Here is a 17,345-nt window from a genome sequence, read left to right as displayed (position 1 = left end):
CTTGATTTGTTGGCAAAATATGTTTATATTTAGGGAGAAACAAGCGTGACGCCGGCTGGCAGCTGGTGACACACATTTCGTCCTTGGGGAATTCAGGAGGAGCTTATGACAACAAATACAAAAACACAAAAAAAGAAATCAGAATTATGGGGCTGGATCAAAGCCATCTTAATCGCATTTATTGCTGTTTTTATCATTCGGAACTTTTTATTCGCGCCATACATTGTCAAAGGATCTTCCATGTATCCGACATTACATGATACAGAGCGGGTGTTTGTGAATAAAACGGTTGATTATTTCGGTGATTATAAACGGGGACAGATCATTGTTCTTGATGGGGAAGACCGCAGCACGCATTATGTCAAACGCTTGATTGGTTTACCTGGTGATAAAATTGAAATGAAAAATGATCAGCTATATGTTAATGGAAAAAAAGTGGCGGAGCCTTACTTAGCATCAAACAAAAAGAAAGCAGCGGCAGATGGCACTTTGCTGACACCTGATTTTGGCCCTCTGACTGTTCCAAAAGGAAAGTACTTTGTCATGGGGGACAATCGCCAAAATTCAATGGACAGCCGCAACGGCTTAGGTCTTTTTACAAAGCGTGATATTCAAGGAACTACCTCATTTGTATTTTATCCTTTCCAAGACATTCGACTACTCAATCATTAATAAACAATAAAAAAGCACACAGCCGTGTGCTTTTTTCTATGTCATTCAGACTGACTTTTTGTAATCGTCTGTTCAAGATCTGCAAGAATATCTTCAATCGCTTCTGTTCCAACAGATAAACGAATGAGCTCTGGTGTGACACCTGTCGCTTTTTGTTCTGCTTCGCTTAATTGCTGATGCGTTGTGCTGGCAGGGTGAATAATGAGGGATTTAGAATCGCCCACGTTTGCGAGATGGGAGAAAAGCTTCACAGAATCAATGAGCCTTTTACCTGCTTCGCGTCCACCTTTAATACCGAATGTGAGGATTGCGCCTTGTCCTTTTGGTAAATAGGTTTGAGCAAGCTCATAGGATTCGTGACTTTCAAGGCCCGGATAGCTTACCCAATCGACAAGAGGGTGATCCTGTAAGAATTGTGCTGTTTTCAAGGCATTTTCACTATGCCGCTCAAGACGAAGATGTAATGTTTCTAAGCCTTGCAGAAGTAAAAATGAGTTGAATGGCGACAGAGCTGCCCCTAAATCACGTAAGAGCTGTACTCGTGCTTTTGTGATATAAGCCGCTTCTCCAATCGCTTCTGTATATGTCAGACCGTGATAGCTTGGATCTGGTTCAGTCAGTCCTTTGAACTTATCGCTGTCAGCCCAAGGGAATCGGCCGCTATCAACGATGACACCGCCAATTGATGTACCGTGACCGCCAATAAATTTGGTTGCTGAGTGGACGACAATGTCTGCACCAAACTCGATAGGTCTTAATAAATAAGGGCTGGCGAGCGTATTGTCCACAATAAGCGGGATATGATGCTTGTGTGCAATGGCTGAGATGGCTTCAATATGTAAAATGTCGCCTTTTGGATTTCCAATGCTCTCTGCATACACTGCCTTTGTTTTGTCTGTGATCGCCGCTTCGAGTTCTTCAAGGTTGGATGAATCGACGAATTTTACTGTAATTCCAAGTTTTTTGAGTGTATGGGCAAATAAATTGTAGGTGCCGCCATAAAGACTGCTTGAGGAAACGATTTCATCTCCGGCTCCTGCAATGTTTAAAATAGAATAAGTCGTCGCTGCTTGCCCAGAAGAAACAGCAAGTGCACCAATTCCACCTTCAAGCTCAGCGATACGCTTTTCAAATACGTCATTTGTAGGATTCATAATACGTGAATAAATATTTCCCGGTTCCTGAAGACCGAATAAATTCGCTGCATGCTCACTATCTCTAAAACCAAAGGAGCTTGTTTGGTAAATAGGAACGGCTCTTGAATAGGTCGCTGAATCAAGTTCCTGACCTGCGTGAATGGCTTTTGTTTCTAAACGAAATGGACGTTCTTCTGACATGGGTGTATCCTCCTTTTGTTAGATAAAACCAACTGTTTTGATAAGAAATATTTAATAAGACTATAAATCTTGTTCCTTGCTTGGTCAATCATTTTTTAGATAAATCTGAAAAAACAATAAATATAGTTGACAGGTAGGAATAGTATGTATTAACATGAGCATACTGAAAACACAAACAAGAATGGCTGATCGGTCAACCGAAGGCTCTATCACTCAAGCATGAGTGAAGAGCCTTTTTTTATTTGAATAAGAAAGGATGATGAAGATGGAAAAAAAGAAAAAACGAAAAAAGTACAGAAAACACATGGATCTCACACTAGACATCTTGATTGAGCGGAACAAATATGAGATTTACAGCAGCAAGGAACGAATAGAAGCGATTTACGATCGGATCGATGAAAAGCATACAAGGACAAAATAACCATTTTATAAATTTGAGTTGATTTATGGGATTAATATGATTTAGGATGGTGCTAACAAATCAATATGATTAGCTGATCGGACAACGCGAAGGCTCTTATCTCTTTTTTGGGATAAGGGCCTTTCTGTGTATTTATCTGATCGCAAGAGGAGTGAAGGTTTCAATGACGATTTCAATTGATATTGTGGATAAATCCTTTTGGAAAGACAAACAGTCCATTCGGGTACTTGAAGACTTAAGATTGAACATCATTCCCGGGGAAATTGTAACAGTGATAGGTCCAAGTGGATGCGGGAAAAGTACATTGCTAAAAATCATAAGCGGGCTCGACACAGCGTATCATGGGCAAATTTTGATAGGAGACAGACGGATCACAGAACCTGGAATGAAACAGGGCTTTATCTTTCAGGAACACCGCCTGTTTCCATGGCTGACGGTCGAAGAAAACATAGCGGCCAATTTCAATTTAAAACAACAGGATGTCCGCCGCAAAGTGGATGAACTGATTGAAATTGTTCGTTTAAAAGGATTTGCACACGCTTATCCACATGAGCTCTCCGGAGGAATGTCGCAACGGGTTGCCATTGCGAGAGCACTTCTTCGTGATCCGGAGATCTTATTGCTTGATGAACCATTTGGTGCGCTGGATGCATTCACACGAAAACACTTGCAGGATGTGCTGCTGGACATTTGGCAGGAGAAAAAAACAACGATGATGCTCGTAACTCATGATATTGATGAATCGATTTATTTAGGAAATGAAATTGTGCTAATGCAAGCGAGACCTGGCCGAATCCATAAGATTCTTCCTGTAAATCTACCGTTTCCGCGTGATAGAACGTCAACCGCTTTTCAACATTTAAGACAAAAGGTGCTTTCAGAATTTGAGAAAACAGATGAATTGTTACTAACCGATGGATCAGGGATTTAGGGAGGGCAAATTGCATGAAAAAGAAACAAATGATCGTTATCTTTTTGAGTCTTCTCCTTGTTTTAGCAGGGTGTGATCAAGCAGCAGACGGATCGGAAAACAAGGTGAAAGAAATTCGGATTGGGATTCAGCAAAGTTTGAGTCCGCTGCTTTTAGCAAAGGAAAAAGGTTGGTTTGAACAATCATTTGAAAAAGAAGGAGTGAAGGTAAAGTGGGTGGAGTTTCAAAGTGGTCCTCCCCAATTTGAAGGACTTGCTGCAAATCAATTAGATTTCTCGCAAGTTGGAAACTCACCTGTCATAGCAGGTCAGGCAGCCGGTATTGATTTTAAGGAAATTGGTTTATCTCAGGATGGGCTGAAAGCGAACGGTATTTTAGTGAATAAGAACAGTGAGATTCAAAAAGTAGAAGACTTAAAAGGGAAAAAAATCGCTGTCGCTAAAGGGAGCAGTGGCTTTGACTTTTTATACAAAGTATTAGATCAGGCAGGTTTATCTGCGAAGGATGTTCAGATTATTCAGCTTCAGCCAGATGAAGCGATATCAGCATTTGAAAATGGGTCCGTTGATGCTTGGTCGATCTGGGAGCCGTTCTTATCACTTGAAACGATAAAGAAAGGAGCAAAGCTGCTGGTGAATGGGGAAGCGACCGATTTATATTCTCCAGGTTTCACACTTGTTCGAACTCAGTTTGCTGATCAGCATCCTGAACTAGTAGTGAAATTCTTAAAGGTATATGACCATGCAGTGAAGTGGCAAAAAGCACATCCAGAAGGGGCTGTTACGCTATATGCGCGTTTAAAAAATTTAGATAAGAAGGTCGTCACACAAGTATTAAACAATACGGAACCACTTAATAAGCCCATTTCGAAGAAGATCATTAATGCTCAGCAGCATACCGCTGATTTTCAATATCAAACAAAAGCGATCCAGCGGAAAATTGATGTCAATCAGGTTGTAGATAATTCGTTTATTGAAAAAATGCTAAAAGAGGAGATGAATAAATGAAAGCTATTTCGAACCCGGCTTTAGCATCTAAAATTGAGCGGTCAAAGAAAAAAAGGAGAAAAGCTTCTTCTTTATATAAGTTAAAGGGATTGGTATTACCTCTCCTACTTATTGCAGTTTGGCAGATCATAGCTGGTTCTCAAATCGTTTCTTCCACTGTACTTCCTGCGCCTGTCTTGATTGCAGAATCTTTTCGAGATTTATTTCGTTCTGGTGAACTGTTTGGTCATCTTTACATCAGTCTTTATCGAGCGATATGTGGATTTTTACTTGGGGGAGGTTTAGGTCTTTTGCTGGGCGTATGCGTAGGGTTTTCTAAAAAAACAGAGCAGTATGTAGATCCGACGTTGCAAATGCTGAGAACCGTTCCACATTTAGCGGTCACTCCTTTATTCATCCTCTGGTTTGGCTTTGATGAAACGGCGAAAATTTTATTGATTGCACTTGGGGCTTTTTTTCCGATTTATATTAATACTTTTCTAGGTATTCGCAGTGTAGACAATAAGCTGTTTGATGTGGCTCGCGCCTTAGAGTTTAATGTGTATCAAAGCATCACAAAGCTGATTTTACCGGCTGCTCTTCCTCATATTCTTCTGGGTGTGAGACTGTCATTAGGAATTGCTTGGCTTGGTTTAGTGGTAGCTGAGTTGATGGGTTCAAGCAGCGGCGTAGGCTATATGATTATGGATGCAAGGCAATTCTCTCAAACGGATAAAGTGTTTGTAGGAATTATCATCTTTGCAGTAGTTGGTAAGCTGACAGATTCATTTGTACGTCTGTTAGAAAAGCGTCTGCTCAAGTGGCGCACTAGTTATCAAGGTGAATAATAAGAGGGGGCGATGGTATGAATATTTTATGGTTTATTCCAACGCATGGAGACGGCCGTTATTTAGGATCAGCAAAAGGGGCAAGACAGGCAGACTATCCATATTTTAAACAGATTGCTCAAGCAGCTGATCAGCTTGGTTATACAGGGGTCTTACTGCCTACTGGGAGATCATGTGAAGATCCATGGCTGACGGCAGCTGCTTTAGCTGCAGAAACCACTCATTTAAAGTTCCTCGTGGCTCTTAGACCAGGGCTGATGCAGCCGTCTGTTGCTGCTAGAATGACTTCTACATTAGATCGTCTTTCAGGCGGGAGACTGCTGATTAATGTGGTAGCAGGGGGAAGTAAAGAGGAGCTTGAAGGGGATGGGCTGTTCATTTCTCATGATGAACGCTATGAGGCAACAGAAGAATTTTTGACAATTTGGAAGCGGTTATTGAAAGGAGAAAATGTACAATTTCATGGCAAACATCTACAAGCGGAGAATGGCCATCTGTTATTCCCACCAGCTCAAACACCCCATCCACCAGTCTTTTTTGGCGGATCATCATCAGCAGGAATTCAAGCAGCCGCCAAGCATACAGATGTCTATTTAACTTGGGGCGAACCGCCTGCACAAGTAAAAGAGAAAATTGCACAAGTGAAGAAACAGGCTGAAAAGGAAGGAAGAACGGTGAAGTTTGGCATTCGTCTTCATGTGATTGTGAGAGATACCGAAGAGGAGGCATGGCAGGCAGCGGAACATCTGATTCGTCATTTGGATCAAAAAACAATTGATGAGGCGCAAAAAGTGTTACAGAGGATGGACTCAGTAGGTCAAAGACGAATGGTGGAATTGCACCAAGGGAGGAAAGACCAACTTGAAATCAGCCCAAATCTTTGGGCAGGCATTGGTTTAGTACGCGGCGGTGCAGGAACAGCACTCGTCGGAGACCCGCAAACAGTAGCAGAACGTATCCTAGAATATGAGTCTCTAGGCATTGATACATTTATCTTTTCTGGCTACCCGCATCTAGAAGAAGCTTATTATTTAGCAGAGCTTGTTTTCCCACTCCTTCCATTCAAGAGATCAGGGGCTACAGGACTCTCTGTGCCAGCTGGTGAAATCATTGGGAACAATCATTTCCCAGATGCAGCCTCTGCTGCTAGTTCCTCTTAAATATGAAAAAGCAAAGCAGTCTGCGATGGGCTGCTTTGCTTTTTTTCATAGAATAGCGGGAGTCTTATGTTGTGTACTGCTGAACAAAGTAAGGGCTTTTTTCCCAATCGCTTTTCTTGTATATACACATTTATAGAGTCAAGAAAAGAAGGGAAATATGCCCACTCTTTTATCAGAATGATCAGTAAATTTTTCATAATTGGCGTTATTACGACATATAATCAGGACTTTTTTATCTGATATATTGGGGGAATTCTTTCTATCTCACAAAAAAGAAAGAATAAATATGATTGATGATAAATATGGACTATTTGAAAAAAAGAAGAAAAAAGATGGTGCAAATGACATTAAATGGGTTTTGTGGTTCTTATGGGGTGTCAAAATCTAGTAAATAAGAGAGGGTTTAAACAGATGAAAGGGAATAATTGAATAAAAAGTCACATTTTAATCAAATGTATGTTCGGTCAAAAATGGGATGTTCTGTAGATGTTTGGAGTGTGACGCCTATGATACGATCATCATAAGCTGGGAGGTGAAAAGTATGACTTATGCAGCGCCGCAAGTTGACTATTCCACTATGGAACCTGCTATTATGGACCAAGCTTGGTTCTTAGTATTTGTTGCTGTTCTTCTTGGATTGGGAGCAACAGTCGTTCTAGGAGCAGCAGTTTGGTGTATCGCAAACGGCAAGGGTAGCTTTACAGGAGCCGTTCAGTGGGAAAGTGGCTTAAAAGTCAAAATTGAATGTAAGTAGCTATACTTAGGATTCATCTTTTTACTTCTTAGATAAGACACCAGGGCTAAACCGTCTGTGGCGGGCGGTTTAGCCTGATCTGTTTTTAAAGAATATGCAGACACTTGGAGGTTATATGTTTACGATCGAGAATTTAACCAAGACGTATAAAAATAACGTGACTGCTGTCAATGATTTTCATTTAAAGATCGACCCTCATCAAATCGTTGCTGTTGCTGGACCGAATGGTTCGGGTAAAACAACGATGATTAACTGTATACTCGGCATTATTAAGCATACAGAAGGAAGGATTCATTTGCAGGACGTCACTAATGATGAACCATCCTTTAAAAAACAAGTAGCCTATGTTCCAGATGACCTGCTGCTCCCTGAAGCATTGACTGGTGCTGAATATTTAGAGTTTGTTTCTTCTATGTATGAATGTAAAACAATTCACAGAAGAAATCAACTAATTGAACTGTTTGATATGGACTCGGCTTTATCAAGACCGATTGAAACCTATTCACATGGGATGAAAAAAAAGACACAGCTGATTGCTGCATTTATGCTTGATAGTCAATTGGTGATCATGGATGAGCCCTTTAGAGGACTTGATATTGAAGCGGTTATAAACACAAAGAAACTGATGAAGCGGTATGCCGAGCACCATGGTGCGATCTTGCTTTCAACGCATGATATGCTTTCAGCGGAAGAGCTGTGCCACAAAATCGCCATTATTTCTAAAGGAAATAAAATGGATGAAGGGACGGTCTCAGCCTTAAAGGAGAAGTATCAATCAAGCACACTGGAACAGGTGTTTCTGAAAGCTTCAATGTTAAGTGATAGGGGTGCACATTTTGATGAAATCATTAATCATTTCTAAAATGATGCTTAAAATGTGGCAGCAGGAGATGTATAAGCTCTTTGATACTCAAACGAAGCGAATCATTGTGGTCTTATTCTTTTTGTTTGCCGTCACAATGGGAGCCATTATCGGATACAGCTTTACAGGTGTCTTTATGAAGGCTTTCTTAAATGGAGATGAACGTTCACTTGGATTACTTGTCGTGTCAATGGCGATCAATGCTTCTATTTTTACAAGCTTGTTATTCGTTTTGATCAAGGTCAGAACACCTGAACAAGACCGGTTTTCTATGCAGCTGAGCTGGTTCCCGCTCTCTACCTTTCAGAAAAGTTTTGGATACTTCATTCCGATGGTGATAGTGGTGGCAGGGCTTGTTTTATTTTTTATCGGCATCCTGCTTTTACCTAATTTTATTGCCCAGGGAATAGGTATTTTCTTTATTTTCACTTTCTTTTTGATGGTGCTTTTGCAGTCGCTTTTTGTCTTAATGCTGCTGCAGTTTATTTACAATATCACTTATTTGCTCGTTTTGAAATTAAGATTACCGTTGCAAAAATTTGCAGCGATCTTTGTTTTATTGGCACTGGTTGTCACGTATGGATTGACGCACTTTGATATTAGCCGAATTCAGCAATCATATATTCAGTTTGATTATCATTTGATGTATTTGACAGCACCGTTTTTCTTAGCCACACAAGGAATGCCTCCTGAAGGGGTAAATTATGCCATCTTGATTCTGCTCATCCTCTTATCGGCAGGCGGCGCATTTCTTTCTCTTGCGATGATGCCGATTATGGCAGAGAAAAAAGCGTTAACCTTTTTACACAAGCTGCCATTCTCTTCTTCAAAGAAGTGGTCGCTTATTGTGAAGGAAATGAAGTCACAGGTACGGAATGAAGAAAACATTTTAAACTTTCTTATTCTTCTTATTGTGATCTCATTCGTTCGTTATCAGTTTGGATTCCGCTTTGAAGAGGAAGCATTTTTTGTTCTTTGCGCTCTTGCTGGATTAACAGCCTTCAATTCATTTGGCAATGATAAACGAATGCTGGGCATGTATAAAACATTTGGTCTGAGATCGTGGGAAGTGGCTTTGTATAAGTTTATCGGCCTTCTGCTCGTAGGTGTACTGCAAATTGTTTTATTCATGCTGACAACGCTGACGCTTCCTGATCAGATTTGGCACGCATTGATTGGTGCCGCTGTGTTATGCAATGCGACTGCGCTCTTTTATGTGGTAGGTATTTTACTTCCTCTTGATCGAAACAATCCCTATACAGGCATTTTTTCATTTGGAGCGCTTATTTTACTCATGATTCCGATTGTTTTTATTGGAAACTATGTTGTAGGGGCGTCGAGTCAAACGCTTCAATGGCTGCTTGTGGCTGCATTTGAGGGTCTGCTCATCTTTGCCATATACAAAGGTTTTTCATGGAGGTATTCACATGATTCAACTTCTTAACAATAAGCTAAAGATTGAGCGGGTACCGGCACTAGCGCCGTATGTGACCTTACAAAAGAGGCATCTCACGGATACGCAGTATGGAAGCACCCTCCCGATCAATGAAAGTGCCTATCATATGTTAACGAAAGTGGACGGTAAAAGAACAGAAGCGAGTATTACCGCAGAGCTCGCCGATTTGTTTCAGGTCGATGAGTCGGTGATTGCTCGTGATTTTTATCAGCTGATGACGGGATTGAATCAGCATCACTTGCTGTCTATTCATTATCATTCACCATATCGGATTGTGACAGCGTGCTGCCAATTTTTCAAGCAGTATCAAGTCAAAATGAAGGAACGATTTGATTGTACTGGTCACTCGTTCCTTCACATTTTTGGGACGGCTTTGCTCATGGTGACACGTAAAATCATCTTTTTCTGGATGCTTTTCATGGTCATGGCAGGGATCGCTTTTTTATTCATTCCTGATCCGTCGATTGCAGCCATTGCGATTTATTTTACGATTATTTACTTCGGGTTAATTACCGGAACCGCCTTACATGAGGCGGCACATGGCTATGCGCATCGAAAATTTGCAGGACGGGATGGTCCTCAAGGCTTTTTTGCGAGTGACATGATGTCAGTGAAGTTTGTAAGGCCCGTATTAGATCCATTTCAGAAAAAGCAGGTATGGATTACGCTGCTTGGACCGCTTGTTCCCGGTGTGATTGGCGCAGCAGGCATTATTGTCACCATTTTATTTCTAAAAGAAAACCCGGTTTCGACAGCTTTTTTCATCTTTTCAATCACGTATTTTATTCAATTACTCTATCTTCTTCCGTTTATGGGGGATGGTAAGTCCATTATGAAGCAGCTATTGCTTGGGGGAATGGGAGGGCAACGATCATGAACGTACAGGCGATAAAACAAGGCGCGATAGTTGGTAGTTTTCTAGGATTCTTAGGCTTTCCGATGCTGACAATCGGTGTACTGTTCTATCATTTATTTCAATCAAAAACGAATGATGCTTTATTATTTAACAGTCTCGCTTTTGAGATGGAAGGCTCTTCCGCATTTACTTTTCAGATCAAGCCAAACTTTTTTATTTATATGATGGTGATTTTTGCTGTGAGTTTTCTCATTGTGGCATTCCTATCAGCCATGAAACAGAAAAAAGCAAAAGGTTAGGAGGATTCTCCTAACCTTTTTTTGTGTTACGACCAAATTTTAGTATAATAAGAAATAAAAAACATCAAAGGGGATCACAATGGTTAAAAAATGGAGCATTCTTTTATTCACAGTTTTTCTATTAGCAGGATGCGGCGAGAAAGCCGAAGAAACCACGACAACCGAAAAGACGGTTTCGACAATAAAAACAGAGCCTGCCACTAAAAACCAAGTAACCATCGAACAAATGAAACTCTCAAAAAAAGAAAAAAACTTACTAGAAGCAGCAACGACTAATGAAAAGGTGGCTCTGACACTGAAAGGATTAACGAAGAATAATAAGAGTATTACGTTTATCAGGAGTCATTACAAAAATGGACGATTAGTGAATAAGGAAGCATCATCTGCTACCTTTACTTTACACCAGGATGGAACTGACCAAACGGTGAACGTACTTCTTCAATTACATCATGAGAAAGATACATATGAATCACAATTTAGTATTTGGTCAAATAAAAAGAATGATGGAATGACGAAAGCGACATCAAGCTTTCCGTTCAAAGTAAGTGACTATGTATTTTCTGCACAATCTGAAACTGTCAAAGTTGCTTCTGGAGGAAAGGCACTGATTGCGTATACAGCGGCAATGGGGAAGGATGGAAATTCACCAATGCTTGAGGAAATTCAGAAGAATCCAAAGCAAGCGCTGAAAAATAAGTCACATGCATACTTATTTTATATCCAGCTAGATAAATAACTATCGTAATATATACGGAGAATATGAAGTTTTTTGACGAAAAATCTTCATATTCTCTTGACGAATTGTTAAGAAAGTTGTAACATAATAAAAGTCAACGCGATGACGTTGCTTTTAAAAGATTGATGCGGGTGTAGTTTAGTGGTAAAACCTCAGCCTTCCAAGCTGATGTCGTGAGTTCGATTCTCATCACCCGCTCCAATACATAATTTTGTTTATAACGCAGTATTTCGTTTCTTAGATAAACGAAGTGTTGCGTTTTTTATTATGTCAGTATAATGTGAAAAAGCACTGTCAAGCTACAGTGCTTTTTCAATGAGTTCATATTTGCTTTCTCCGCCATGTATTTGTACAAACATCTTCGTCAAGGATTGAATAAGAGCTTCACTCTTTTCCCGGGAAATAGATGGCGGGAAAAGGATGATTTGAAGAATGTTCTTTGTGTCTTGAGAAATTTGTGCTTTACTTGCTTGAGAAAATAATCCATTCAGTCCTGCGCTGTCCTGCCATTCGATGTGACCAGCCTCATGTTTTGCCAGTGAAAGCGGTCCTTTGATGCGATCGGCATCTAAAGTCAGGATAGGTAAGAAATATTTTAGTGAGAAAAATATCGACAAATCCTGTACGGAATTGGTCGAGTCAATAAATTGTTCCTTTTGGATGTCAGAAAGAAGTGGAAGGAAAGGAACGTCTTTTAAAATATCCGTCCATTCTTTGATGGCTGGTACTTCTTCTAAAACTTTATCTTCATATTCAAAAAATAAAGATTCTTGAAACAGGCGTAAGCGGCCTTTTAACATTTGAGGTGATGTACCCACTTCGATATGCGAATATTTAATCTGTCCAACATGGATAGACGGGTTTTGAGGATGAGAAATTTCCATATGTATCTTCACAGTGACTCACTCCAATCGGTCATGATACACTCGTATTATACTGAAAACAACAGAAGAAACAAAGAAAGGAGGTTTGCAAGGTGATTCATGTTGGAGAATTAAAAGAAGAATTGATTCAATATGCGAAAGAAATTGGTGTCGATAAAATTCGATTTGCAAGTGCCGACACATTTGATTCATTAAAGGACCGCCTCATCTTACATGAATCGTTAGGGTATTTGTCAGGCTTTGAAGAGCCTGATATTGAAAAAAGGACAAACCCTTCTTTGCTGCTTCCGAAGGCCAAATCAATTGTTGCAATAGCGCTCGCGTATCCTTCCAAAATGAAAGATGCTCCTCGAAGTACAAAGGATGCGAGAAGGGGGATTTTTTGCCGGGCTTCATGGGGAACGGATTATCATGTTGTGCTGAAAAAAAAGCTTGATATGCTCGAAGAATTTTTGCGAAGCAAACATGTTGATATACGGACAAAATCAATGGTGGATACAGGAGAATTGTCTGATCGTGCTGTAGCGGAACGTGCTGGCATTGGTTTTAGTGCAAAAAACTGTATGATTATCACGCCAGAGTTTGGATCTTATGTTTATTTGGCTGAAATGATCACAAATGTCCCATTTGAACCGGATGAGAAAATTGAAGATCAGTGCGGAACTTGTAATAAATGTGTGGATTCGTGTCCAACGGGTGCGCTGGTGAATCCAGGGCAGCTGAATTCTCAGCGGTGTATTTCATTTTTAACGCAGACAAAAGGCTTTTTACCTGACGAATTTCGTTCGAAAATAGGGAATCGATTGTACGGGTGTGATACATGTCAAACTGTCTGCCCGATCAATAAAGGAAAAGACTTTCATCTGCATCCTGAAATGGAGCCGGACCCTGAAATTGCGAAGCCGCTGTTAAAGCCGCTTCTGACGATCAGCAATCGTGAGTTTAAGGAAAAATACGGTCATGTTTCAGGTTCATGGCGGGGGAAAAAGCCCATTCAGCGGAATGCAATTTTGGCACTCGCTCATTTTAAAGATACATCTGCCTTACCAGTGTTAGTTGAGTTGATGCACAAGGATCCAAGACCGGTCATTCGGGGAACGGCTGCTTGGGCAATTGGCAAAATTGGCGATGATCAGCAGCTCCCAGAGCTGGAAAAGGCCCTTGAGCGGGAAAGTGATGAAGAAGCGAAAGAGGAGATTGTGAAAGGGATTGAGCTCCTGCAGACACCTTTAAATACTAAATAACATCCCTGTGAACATAGAATGAACCAAACAAAGATTTTAAAAAATGTTTGGTGGTGTCTGTGTGAAACAATTATTAGAGAAAACTTTAGAAGACAGGCTGGCGTATTTAATCAATGACCGTGCAATCAAACAGCCGCAGCTTATGTCTGATGTGGAAGCAGTAGAGCGGAAAAAAGAGCTTTTTGCTAGAAGACAGGTTGAGATTGTGAAGGCAAAAGCAAAAACAAAACTTCTCGATTCAGCCATTCAAGATGATGGGGCTCAGCATGTGCAGTACCTTGCTCATCTCACATATGTATGCAAGGATGTAGACGATTCTTTTTATTTAGAGGAACAGGTGGAAAAAAGAGAAGCATTTCTTTATAACAACATGCTTGTTAAAGATCGGATGATGTTAGAAGAGCGGCAAAGCGAAGAGCATATGGATGAGCGCTTTCAGACCGAAGATCAATTTGGGAGAGCCTTTCATTATGACCGGCGGGCTGCCGTGAAGTATGCGGAGACATATTGGAATAAACGGAATCCAGCCTATAAAAACTTTGAAGATAACTGTACAAATTTTATTTCACAATGTTTGAAAGCAGGGAATGCGCCAACGAGAGGGTATCCGAACCGCGGGTCTGGCTGGTGGGTGCGTCCGCATACGTGGAGCTATAGCTGGACGGTGGCTCATTCGATGAAAAATTATTTAGCGAATTCAAAAGCGGGTTTGAGAGCAAAGAAACTCAAAGAAGCGCACGAGCTTCAAATTGGTGATGTCATTTGCTATGATTTTGAAGGTGATGGAAGGTATAATCATACAACCATTGTCGTTGATCATGACAAAGGCGGAATGCCTCTTGTGAATGCACAGACGTATGACTCCCGCATGCGCTATTGGTCATATGAGGATTCGACTGCCTATACACCTGCTATTCGATATATGTTTTTTCACATTTTGGACGATGCCGCGAAGGATAGTTAGTGGTATAATGTTGAGCGGAAAAGAAAATTAGAGGTGAACTTTTTTGGGACTTCATGTCGTTTTATATCAACCAGAGATTCCAGCTAATACTGGAAATATTGCGCGTACATGTGCAGCAACAAATACAACCCTTCATCTGATTCGTCCGCTTGGTTTTTCGACAGATGACAAAATGCTGAAGCGTGCAGGACTCGATTATTGGAAATATGCCAATGTGGTCTATCATGATTCACTTGATGAATTGTTTGAGGCACATCCGAAGGGGCAATTTTTCTATATCACTAAATTTGGCCAAAAGCCGCACACAACATTTGATTACTCTCAGCTGGATGAAGACTATTTCTTTGTGTTTGGAAGAGAGACAAGTGGATTGCCGAAAGATTTGATTGAACAAAATATGGACCGTTGTCTTCGTTTACCGATGACAGAGCATGTTCGTTCTCTGAATCTGTCGAATACGGCAGCCATTCTTGTATATGAGGCACTTCGCCAGCAGCAATATCGCGATCTCACATAAGATCATGATAAAAGCCGAGATACTGAACTCGGCTTTTTTATGTGAAATCACTTTTTTTGACATGTTGAAAATGAAAAGGATGTTCCGCAAATGGAACATCCTTTTTTTCATTTACCAGGCTTGCCTTCGTAGCCAGCAGTGAAAATGGATACTAAAAACGTAATGATGACGCCCATCATAATGACCGTTCTCATATAAGCTCCCCCTTATCCCTTTGTTCCGTTCGCTGCCTGTTTCATATGATGTGAAGTTCACCTTGAAAAGCAGGAGAAGAAAATCATTTTTCTCCTATTTTTCCTTTATTATGAAGGGTCTTGCGGATGGTTGTCAATTCAGTTTGCCAATTCGTCATTTTGAAGAACGAAAGCATGTAATAGGACGCCTCCGCATAGATTGTAAAACAGTATCTGATTTCTAGCTTCAATCTTGAAAGAGGAGGTTCATATGGATATTTTAAAGAAAATCGAACAGCACAGAGAAGAAGAGCAGCGTCTCAAATGGGAAGGCACATTCAGCGATTATTTAGACATTATTAAGGAAAATCCACTTGTCGCTCAATCTGCTCATTCTCGCGTTTATCATATGATTAAAGACAGCGGGATTGAAGAGGAGAATGGGGTCAGAACCTACAAATTTTTTGATCAGGAGCTGTTTGGCTTAGAGGAATCACTCGAAAGATTAGTAGAGGAATATTTTCACCCTGCTGCAAAGCGGCTAGACGTCAGGAAGCGTATTTTATTACTGATGGGACCAGTAAGCGGGGGGAAATCGACGCTTGTCACTAGATTGAAAAGAGGACTTGAAGAATATTCATTAACAGATCATGGCGCAGTTTATGCGATCAAAGGCTGCCCTATGCATGAAGATCCGCTTCATCTCATTCCGCAAAATCTGCGGGAGGATTTCTATAGAGAATATGGGATTCGTGTGCAGGGGAATTTGTCGCCTCTGAACATGATGAGACTGGAAGAGGAATATGGCGGCAGAATTGAGGATGTAAGGGTCGAGCGGATCTTCTTCTCTGAAGATAAACGGACCGGCATTGGTACCTTTAGTCCGTCTGATCCGAAATCTCAGGACATTGCCGATTTAACAGGCAGCATCGATTTTTCAACCATTGCTGAATTTGGATCAGAGTCAGACCCCCGCGCCTACCGCTTTGATGGAGAACTCAATAAAGCAAACCGAGGGATGATGGAGTTTCAGGAGATGTTAAAGTGTGATGAGAAATTTCTCTGGCACCTCCTGTCATTAACGCAGGAAGGGAACTTTAAGGCAGGAAGATTCGCCTTAATTAGTGCAGATGAATTGATCGTCGCCCATACAAATGAAACCGAGTACCGGTCGTTTATTTCAAATAAAAAGAACGAGGCTTTGCATTCAAGAATTATTGTGATGCCAATTCCTTATAACTTAAAGGTTACAGAAGAAGAACGCATTTATCATAAAATGATTTCAGAAAGTGATGTCTCAGATGTGCATATTGCCCCGCATACGCTGAAGGTAGCAGCAATGTTCTCCATTTTGACGAGATTGAAAGAGCCGAAGCGTTCTGATATTGATTTGGTGAAAAAAATGCGTCTGTATGACGGAGAAAGTGTCGAAGGCTTCCAATCAGTCGACATTGATGAGATGAAAAAGGAATTTCATGACGAAGGGATGAGCGGAATTGATCCGCGGTATGTGATTAACCGAATTTCATCTACCATTATTCGAAAGAATATGGAATCGATCAATGCACTGGATGTTCTTCGCTCCTTAAAAGAAGGGCTTGATCAGCATCCGTCTATCTCCAGCGAGGACCGGGAGCGTTATTTGAATTTCATTTCAGTCGCGCGAAAAGAGTATGATGATATTGCGAAGAAGGAAGTGCAAAAGGCCTTTGTGTATTCCTATGAGGAGTCTGCGAAAACGCTGATGGATAATTACTTAGATAATGTCGAGGCATACTGCAATAAAAACAAGCTGCGTGATCCGTTAACGGGTGAAGAAATGAATCCTGATGAAAAGCTCATGCGTTCAATTGAAGAGCAGATCGGTATTTCTGAAAACGCCAAAAAAGCATTTAGAGAAGAAATTCTGATTCGTATTTCGGCCTATGCGAGAAAGGGAAAACGCTTTGATTATAATTCGCATGAGAGATTGCGGGAGGCCATTCAGAAGAAGCTGTTTGCTGATCTAAAAGATGTGGTGAAAATCACGACATCGACGAAGACACCGGATGAACAGCAGCTGAAGAAGGTCAATGAAGTAGTGGCTAGATTGATTGATGAGCATGGCTATAATTCAACAAGTGCAAATGAACTTTTAAAATATGTAGGCAGTCTTCTGAATCGTTAATAAATGAAGGAGGCATTATTGGCGCATCAGCACCGGTAATGTCTTTTTTAAAAATGAACGTCAACTTGGATGACGAGT

The 17,345-nt window shown here is 40.8% G+C and carries 18 protein-coding genes and 1 tRNA gene; 17 read left to right on the top strand and 2 right to left on the bottom strand.

Annotated features, from left to right (window positions below; all coding sequences use genetic code 11):
• Positions 1–105 precede the first annotated feature (105 nt).
• A complete protein-coding gene (gene lepB / locus JJ692_RS16650) occupies positions 106–672 on the top strand; it encodes a signal peptidase I (protein WP_024425343.1) in 567 nt (188 codons plus the stop codon).
• 41 nt (positions 673–713) lie between these two features.
• Here the strand turns inward: lepB and JJ692_RS16645 are convergent, their stop codons facing one another.
• Positions 714–2,009, bottom strand: a complete 1,296-nt coding sequence (locus JJ692_RS16645; RefSeq protein ID WP_206533971.1) for a homocysteine synthase — start codon at positions 2,007–2,009, stop codon at positions 714–716.
• Positions 2,010–2,274: 265 nt separating this feature from the next.
• Here JJ692_RS16645 and JJ692_RS16640 point away from each other — a divergent pair, with 265 nt between their 5' ends.
• The 12 genes from JJ692_RS16640 (at position 2,275) to JJ692_RS16585 (ending at position 11,519) form a co-directional block, all read left to right on the top strand.
• Positions 2,275–2,430 carry an FbpB family small basic protein gene (locus JJ692_RS16640; protein WP_029706872.1) on the top strand — a complete coding sequence of 52 codons (156 nt, stop codon included), beginning with the start codon at positions 2,275–2,277 and terminating at the stop codon, positions 2,428–2,430.
• A gap of 163 nt (positions 2,431–2,593) precedes the next feature.
• Entirely contained in the window at positions 2,594–3,361 is a 768-nt protein-coding gene (locus JJ692_RS16635) for an ABC transporter ATP-binding protein (protein ID WP_044333683.1), read from the top strand.
• A 29-nt stretch (positions 3,362–3,390) separates the two neighbouring features.
• Entirely contained in the window at positions 3,391–4,368 is a 978-nt protein-coding gene (locus tag JJ692_RS16630) for an aliphatic sulfonate ABC transporter substrate-binding protein (protein ID WP_376706580.1), read from the top strand.
• The gene (locus tag JJ692_RS16625) at positions 4,365–5,195 is read left to right on the top strand and encodes an ABC transporter permease (protein ID WP_206533970.1); all 831 of its coding nucleotides are present in this window, start codon (positions 4,365–4,367) and stop codon (positions 5,193–5,195) included. Before JJ692_RS16630 ends, JJ692_RS16625 begins: the two co-directional genes overlap by 4 nt.
• 17 nt (positions 5,196–5,212) lie before the next feature.
• Complete coding sequence (gene ssuD, locus JJ692_RS16620) at positions 5,213–6,355, top strand: FMNH2-dependent alkanesulfonate monooxygenase (RefSeq protein WP_151862925.1); 1,143 nt, start codon at positions 5,213–5,215, stop codon at positions 6,353–6,355.
• A gap of 541 nt (positions 6,356–6,896) precedes the next feature.
• Entirely contained in the window at positions 6,897–7,109 is a 213-nt protein-coding gene (locus tag JJ692_RS16615; RefSeq protein WP_024425336.1) for a hypothetical protein, read from the top strand.
• 115 nt (positions 7,110–7,224) lie between these two features.
• The gene (locus JJ692_RS16610) at positions 7,225–7,971 is read left to right on the top strand and encodes an ABC transporter ATP-binding protein (RefSeq protein WP_151862926.1); all 747 of its coding nucleotides are present in this window, start codon (positions 7,225–7,227) and stop codon (positions 7,969–7,971) included.
• Entirely contained in the window at positions 7,949–9,415 is a 1,467-nt protein-coding gene (locus JJ692_RS16605) for a hypothetical protein (protein WP_206533969.1), read from the top strand. Before JJ692_RS16610 ends, JJ692_RS16605 begins: the two co-directional genes overlap by 23 nt.
• Positions 9,399–10,304, top strand: a complete 906-nt coding sequence (locus JJ692_RS16600; RefSeq protein ID WP_044333672.1) for a PqqD family protein — start codon at positions 9,399–9,401, stop codon at positions 10,302–10,304. Before JJ692_RS16605 ends, JJ692_RS16600 begins: the two co-directional genes overlap by 17 nt.
• A complete protein-coding gene (locus JJ692_RS16595; protein ID WP_044333670.1) occupies positions 10,301–10,582 on the top strand; it encodes a hypothetical protein in 282 nt (93 codons plus the stop codon). Before JJ692_RS16600 ends, JJ692_RS16595 begins: the two co-directional genes overlap by 4 nt.
• A 79-nt stretch (positions 10,583–10,661) precedes the next feature.
• Entirely contained in the window at positions 10,662–11,318 is a 657-nt protein-coding gene (locus tag JJ692_RS16590; protein ID WP_206533968.1) for a hypothetical protein, read from the top strand.
• Between the two features lie 127 nt (positions 11,319–11,445).
• Positions 11,446–11,519: transfer RNA gene (locus JJ692_RS16585), tRNA-Gly, on the top strand.
• Between the two features lie 98 nt (positions 11,520–11,617).
• Here JJ692_RS16585 and JJ692_RS16580 read toward each other — a convergent pair.
• Positions 11,618–12,214, bottom strand: coding sequence for a hypothetical protein (locus JJ692_RS16580; RefSeq protein WP_241257974.1), 597 nt, complete (start codon positions 12,212–12,214; stop codon positions 11,618–11,620).
• Positions 12,215–12,297: 83 nt separating this feature from the next.
• Between JJ692_RS16580 and queG the strand changes: the two genes are divergently transcribed.
• From queG to JJ692_RS16560, 4 genes are all read left to right on the top strand, one after another.
• Positions 12,298–13,446, top strand: a complete 1,149-nt coding sequence (gene queG, locus JJ692_RS16575) for a tRNA epoxyqueuosine(34) reductase QueG (RefSeq protein ID WP_024425329.1) — start codon at positions 12,298–12,300, stop codon at positions 13,444–13,446.
• A gap of 61 nt (positions 13,447–13,507) precedes the next feature.
• Entirely contained in the window at positions 13,508–14,410 is a 903-nt protein-coding gene (locus JJ692_RS16570; RefSeq protein ID WP_024425328.1) for an amidase domain-containing protein, read from the top strand.
• Positions 14,411–14,453: 43 nt separating this feature from the next.
• Positions 14,454–14,927, top strand: coding sequence for a tRNA (uridine(34)/cytosine(34)/5-carboxymethylaminomethyluridine(34)-2'-O)-methyltransferase TrmL (gene trmL, locus JJ692_RS16565; protein WP_024425327.1), 474 nt, complete (start codon positions 14,454–14,456; stop codon positions 14,925–14,927).
• Positions 14,928–15,371: 444 nt separating this feature from the next.
• Positions 15,372–17,267 (top strand): PrkA family serine protein kinase, encoded by a 1,896-nt coding sequence (locus JJ692_RS16560; protein ID WP_024425326.1) that lies wholly within the window; start codon positions 15,372–15,374, stop codon positions 17,265–17,267.
• The last annotated feature ends 78 nt before the right edge of the window (positions 17,268–17,345 follow it).

Source organism: Bacillus sp. 3a, from assembly GCF_017161885.1.
In the GTDB taxonomy this organism is placed as follows: Bacteria; Bacillota; Bacilli; order Bacillales; family Bacillaceae; genus Bacillus; species Bacillus safensis.
The sequence above is the reverse complement of the archived record's forward strand: the minus strand, read 5'-3'. Positions and strand labels throughout refer to the sequence as shown.

Bases quoted from the DNA above. Each gene is read 5' to 3' on its own strand.
- JJ692_RS16635 (WP_044333683.1), top strand. From the start codon at position 2,594: ATGACGATTTCAATTGATATTGTGGATAAATCCTTTTGGAAAGACAAA.
- JJ692_RS16560 (WP_024425326.1), top strand. From the start codon at position 15,372: ATGGATATTTTAAAGAAAATCGAACAGCACAGAGAAGAAGAGCAGCGT.
- JJ692_RS16600 (WP_044333672.1), top strand. From the start codon at position 9,399: ATGATTCAACTTCTTAACAATAAGCTAAAGATTGAGCGGGTACCGGCA.
- JJ692_RS16610 (WP_151862926.1), top strand. From the start codon at position 7,225: ATGTTTACGATCGAGAATTTAACCAAGACGTATAAAAATAACGTGACT.
- JJ692_RS16645 (WP_206533971.1), bottom strand. From the start codon at position 2,009: ATGTCAGAAGAACGTCCATTTCGTTTAGAAACAAAAGCCATTCACGCA.
- JJ692_RS16615 (WP_024425336.1), top strand. From the start codon at position 6,897: ATGACTTATGCAGCGCCGCAAGTTGACTATTCCACTATGGAACCTGCT.
- JJ692_RS16625 (WP_206533970.1), top strand. From the start codon at position 4,365: ATGAAAGCTATTTCGAACCCGGCTTTAGCATCTAAAATTGAGCGGTCA.
- JJ692_RS16595 (WP_044333670.1), top strand. From the start codon at position 10,301: ATGAACGTACAGGCGATAAAACAAGGCGCGATAGTTGGTAGTTTTCTA.
- ssuD (WP_151862925.1), top strand. From the start codon at position 5,213: ATGAATATTTTATGGTTTATTCCAACGCATGGAGACGGCCGTTATTTA.
- JJ692_RS16640 (WP_029706872.1), top strand. From the start codon at position 2,275: ATGGAAAAAAAGAAAAAACGAAAAAAGTACAGAAAACACATGGATCTC.
- JJ692_RS16630 (WP_376706580.1), top strand. From the start codon at position 3,391: ATGATCGTTATCTTTTTGAGTCTTCTCCTTGTTTTAGCAGGGTGTGAT.
- lepB (WP_024425343.1), top strand. From the start codon at position 106: ATGACAACAAATACAAAAACACAAAAAAAGAAATCAGAATTATGGGGC.
- JJ692_RS16590 (WP_206533968.1), top strand. From the start codon at position 10,662: ATGGTTAAAAAATGGAGCATTCTTTTATTCACAGTTTTTCTATTAGCA.
- JJ692_RS16605 (WP_206533969.1), top strand. From the start codon at position 7,949: ATGAAATCATTAATCATTTCTAAAATGATGCTTAAAATGTGGCAGCAG.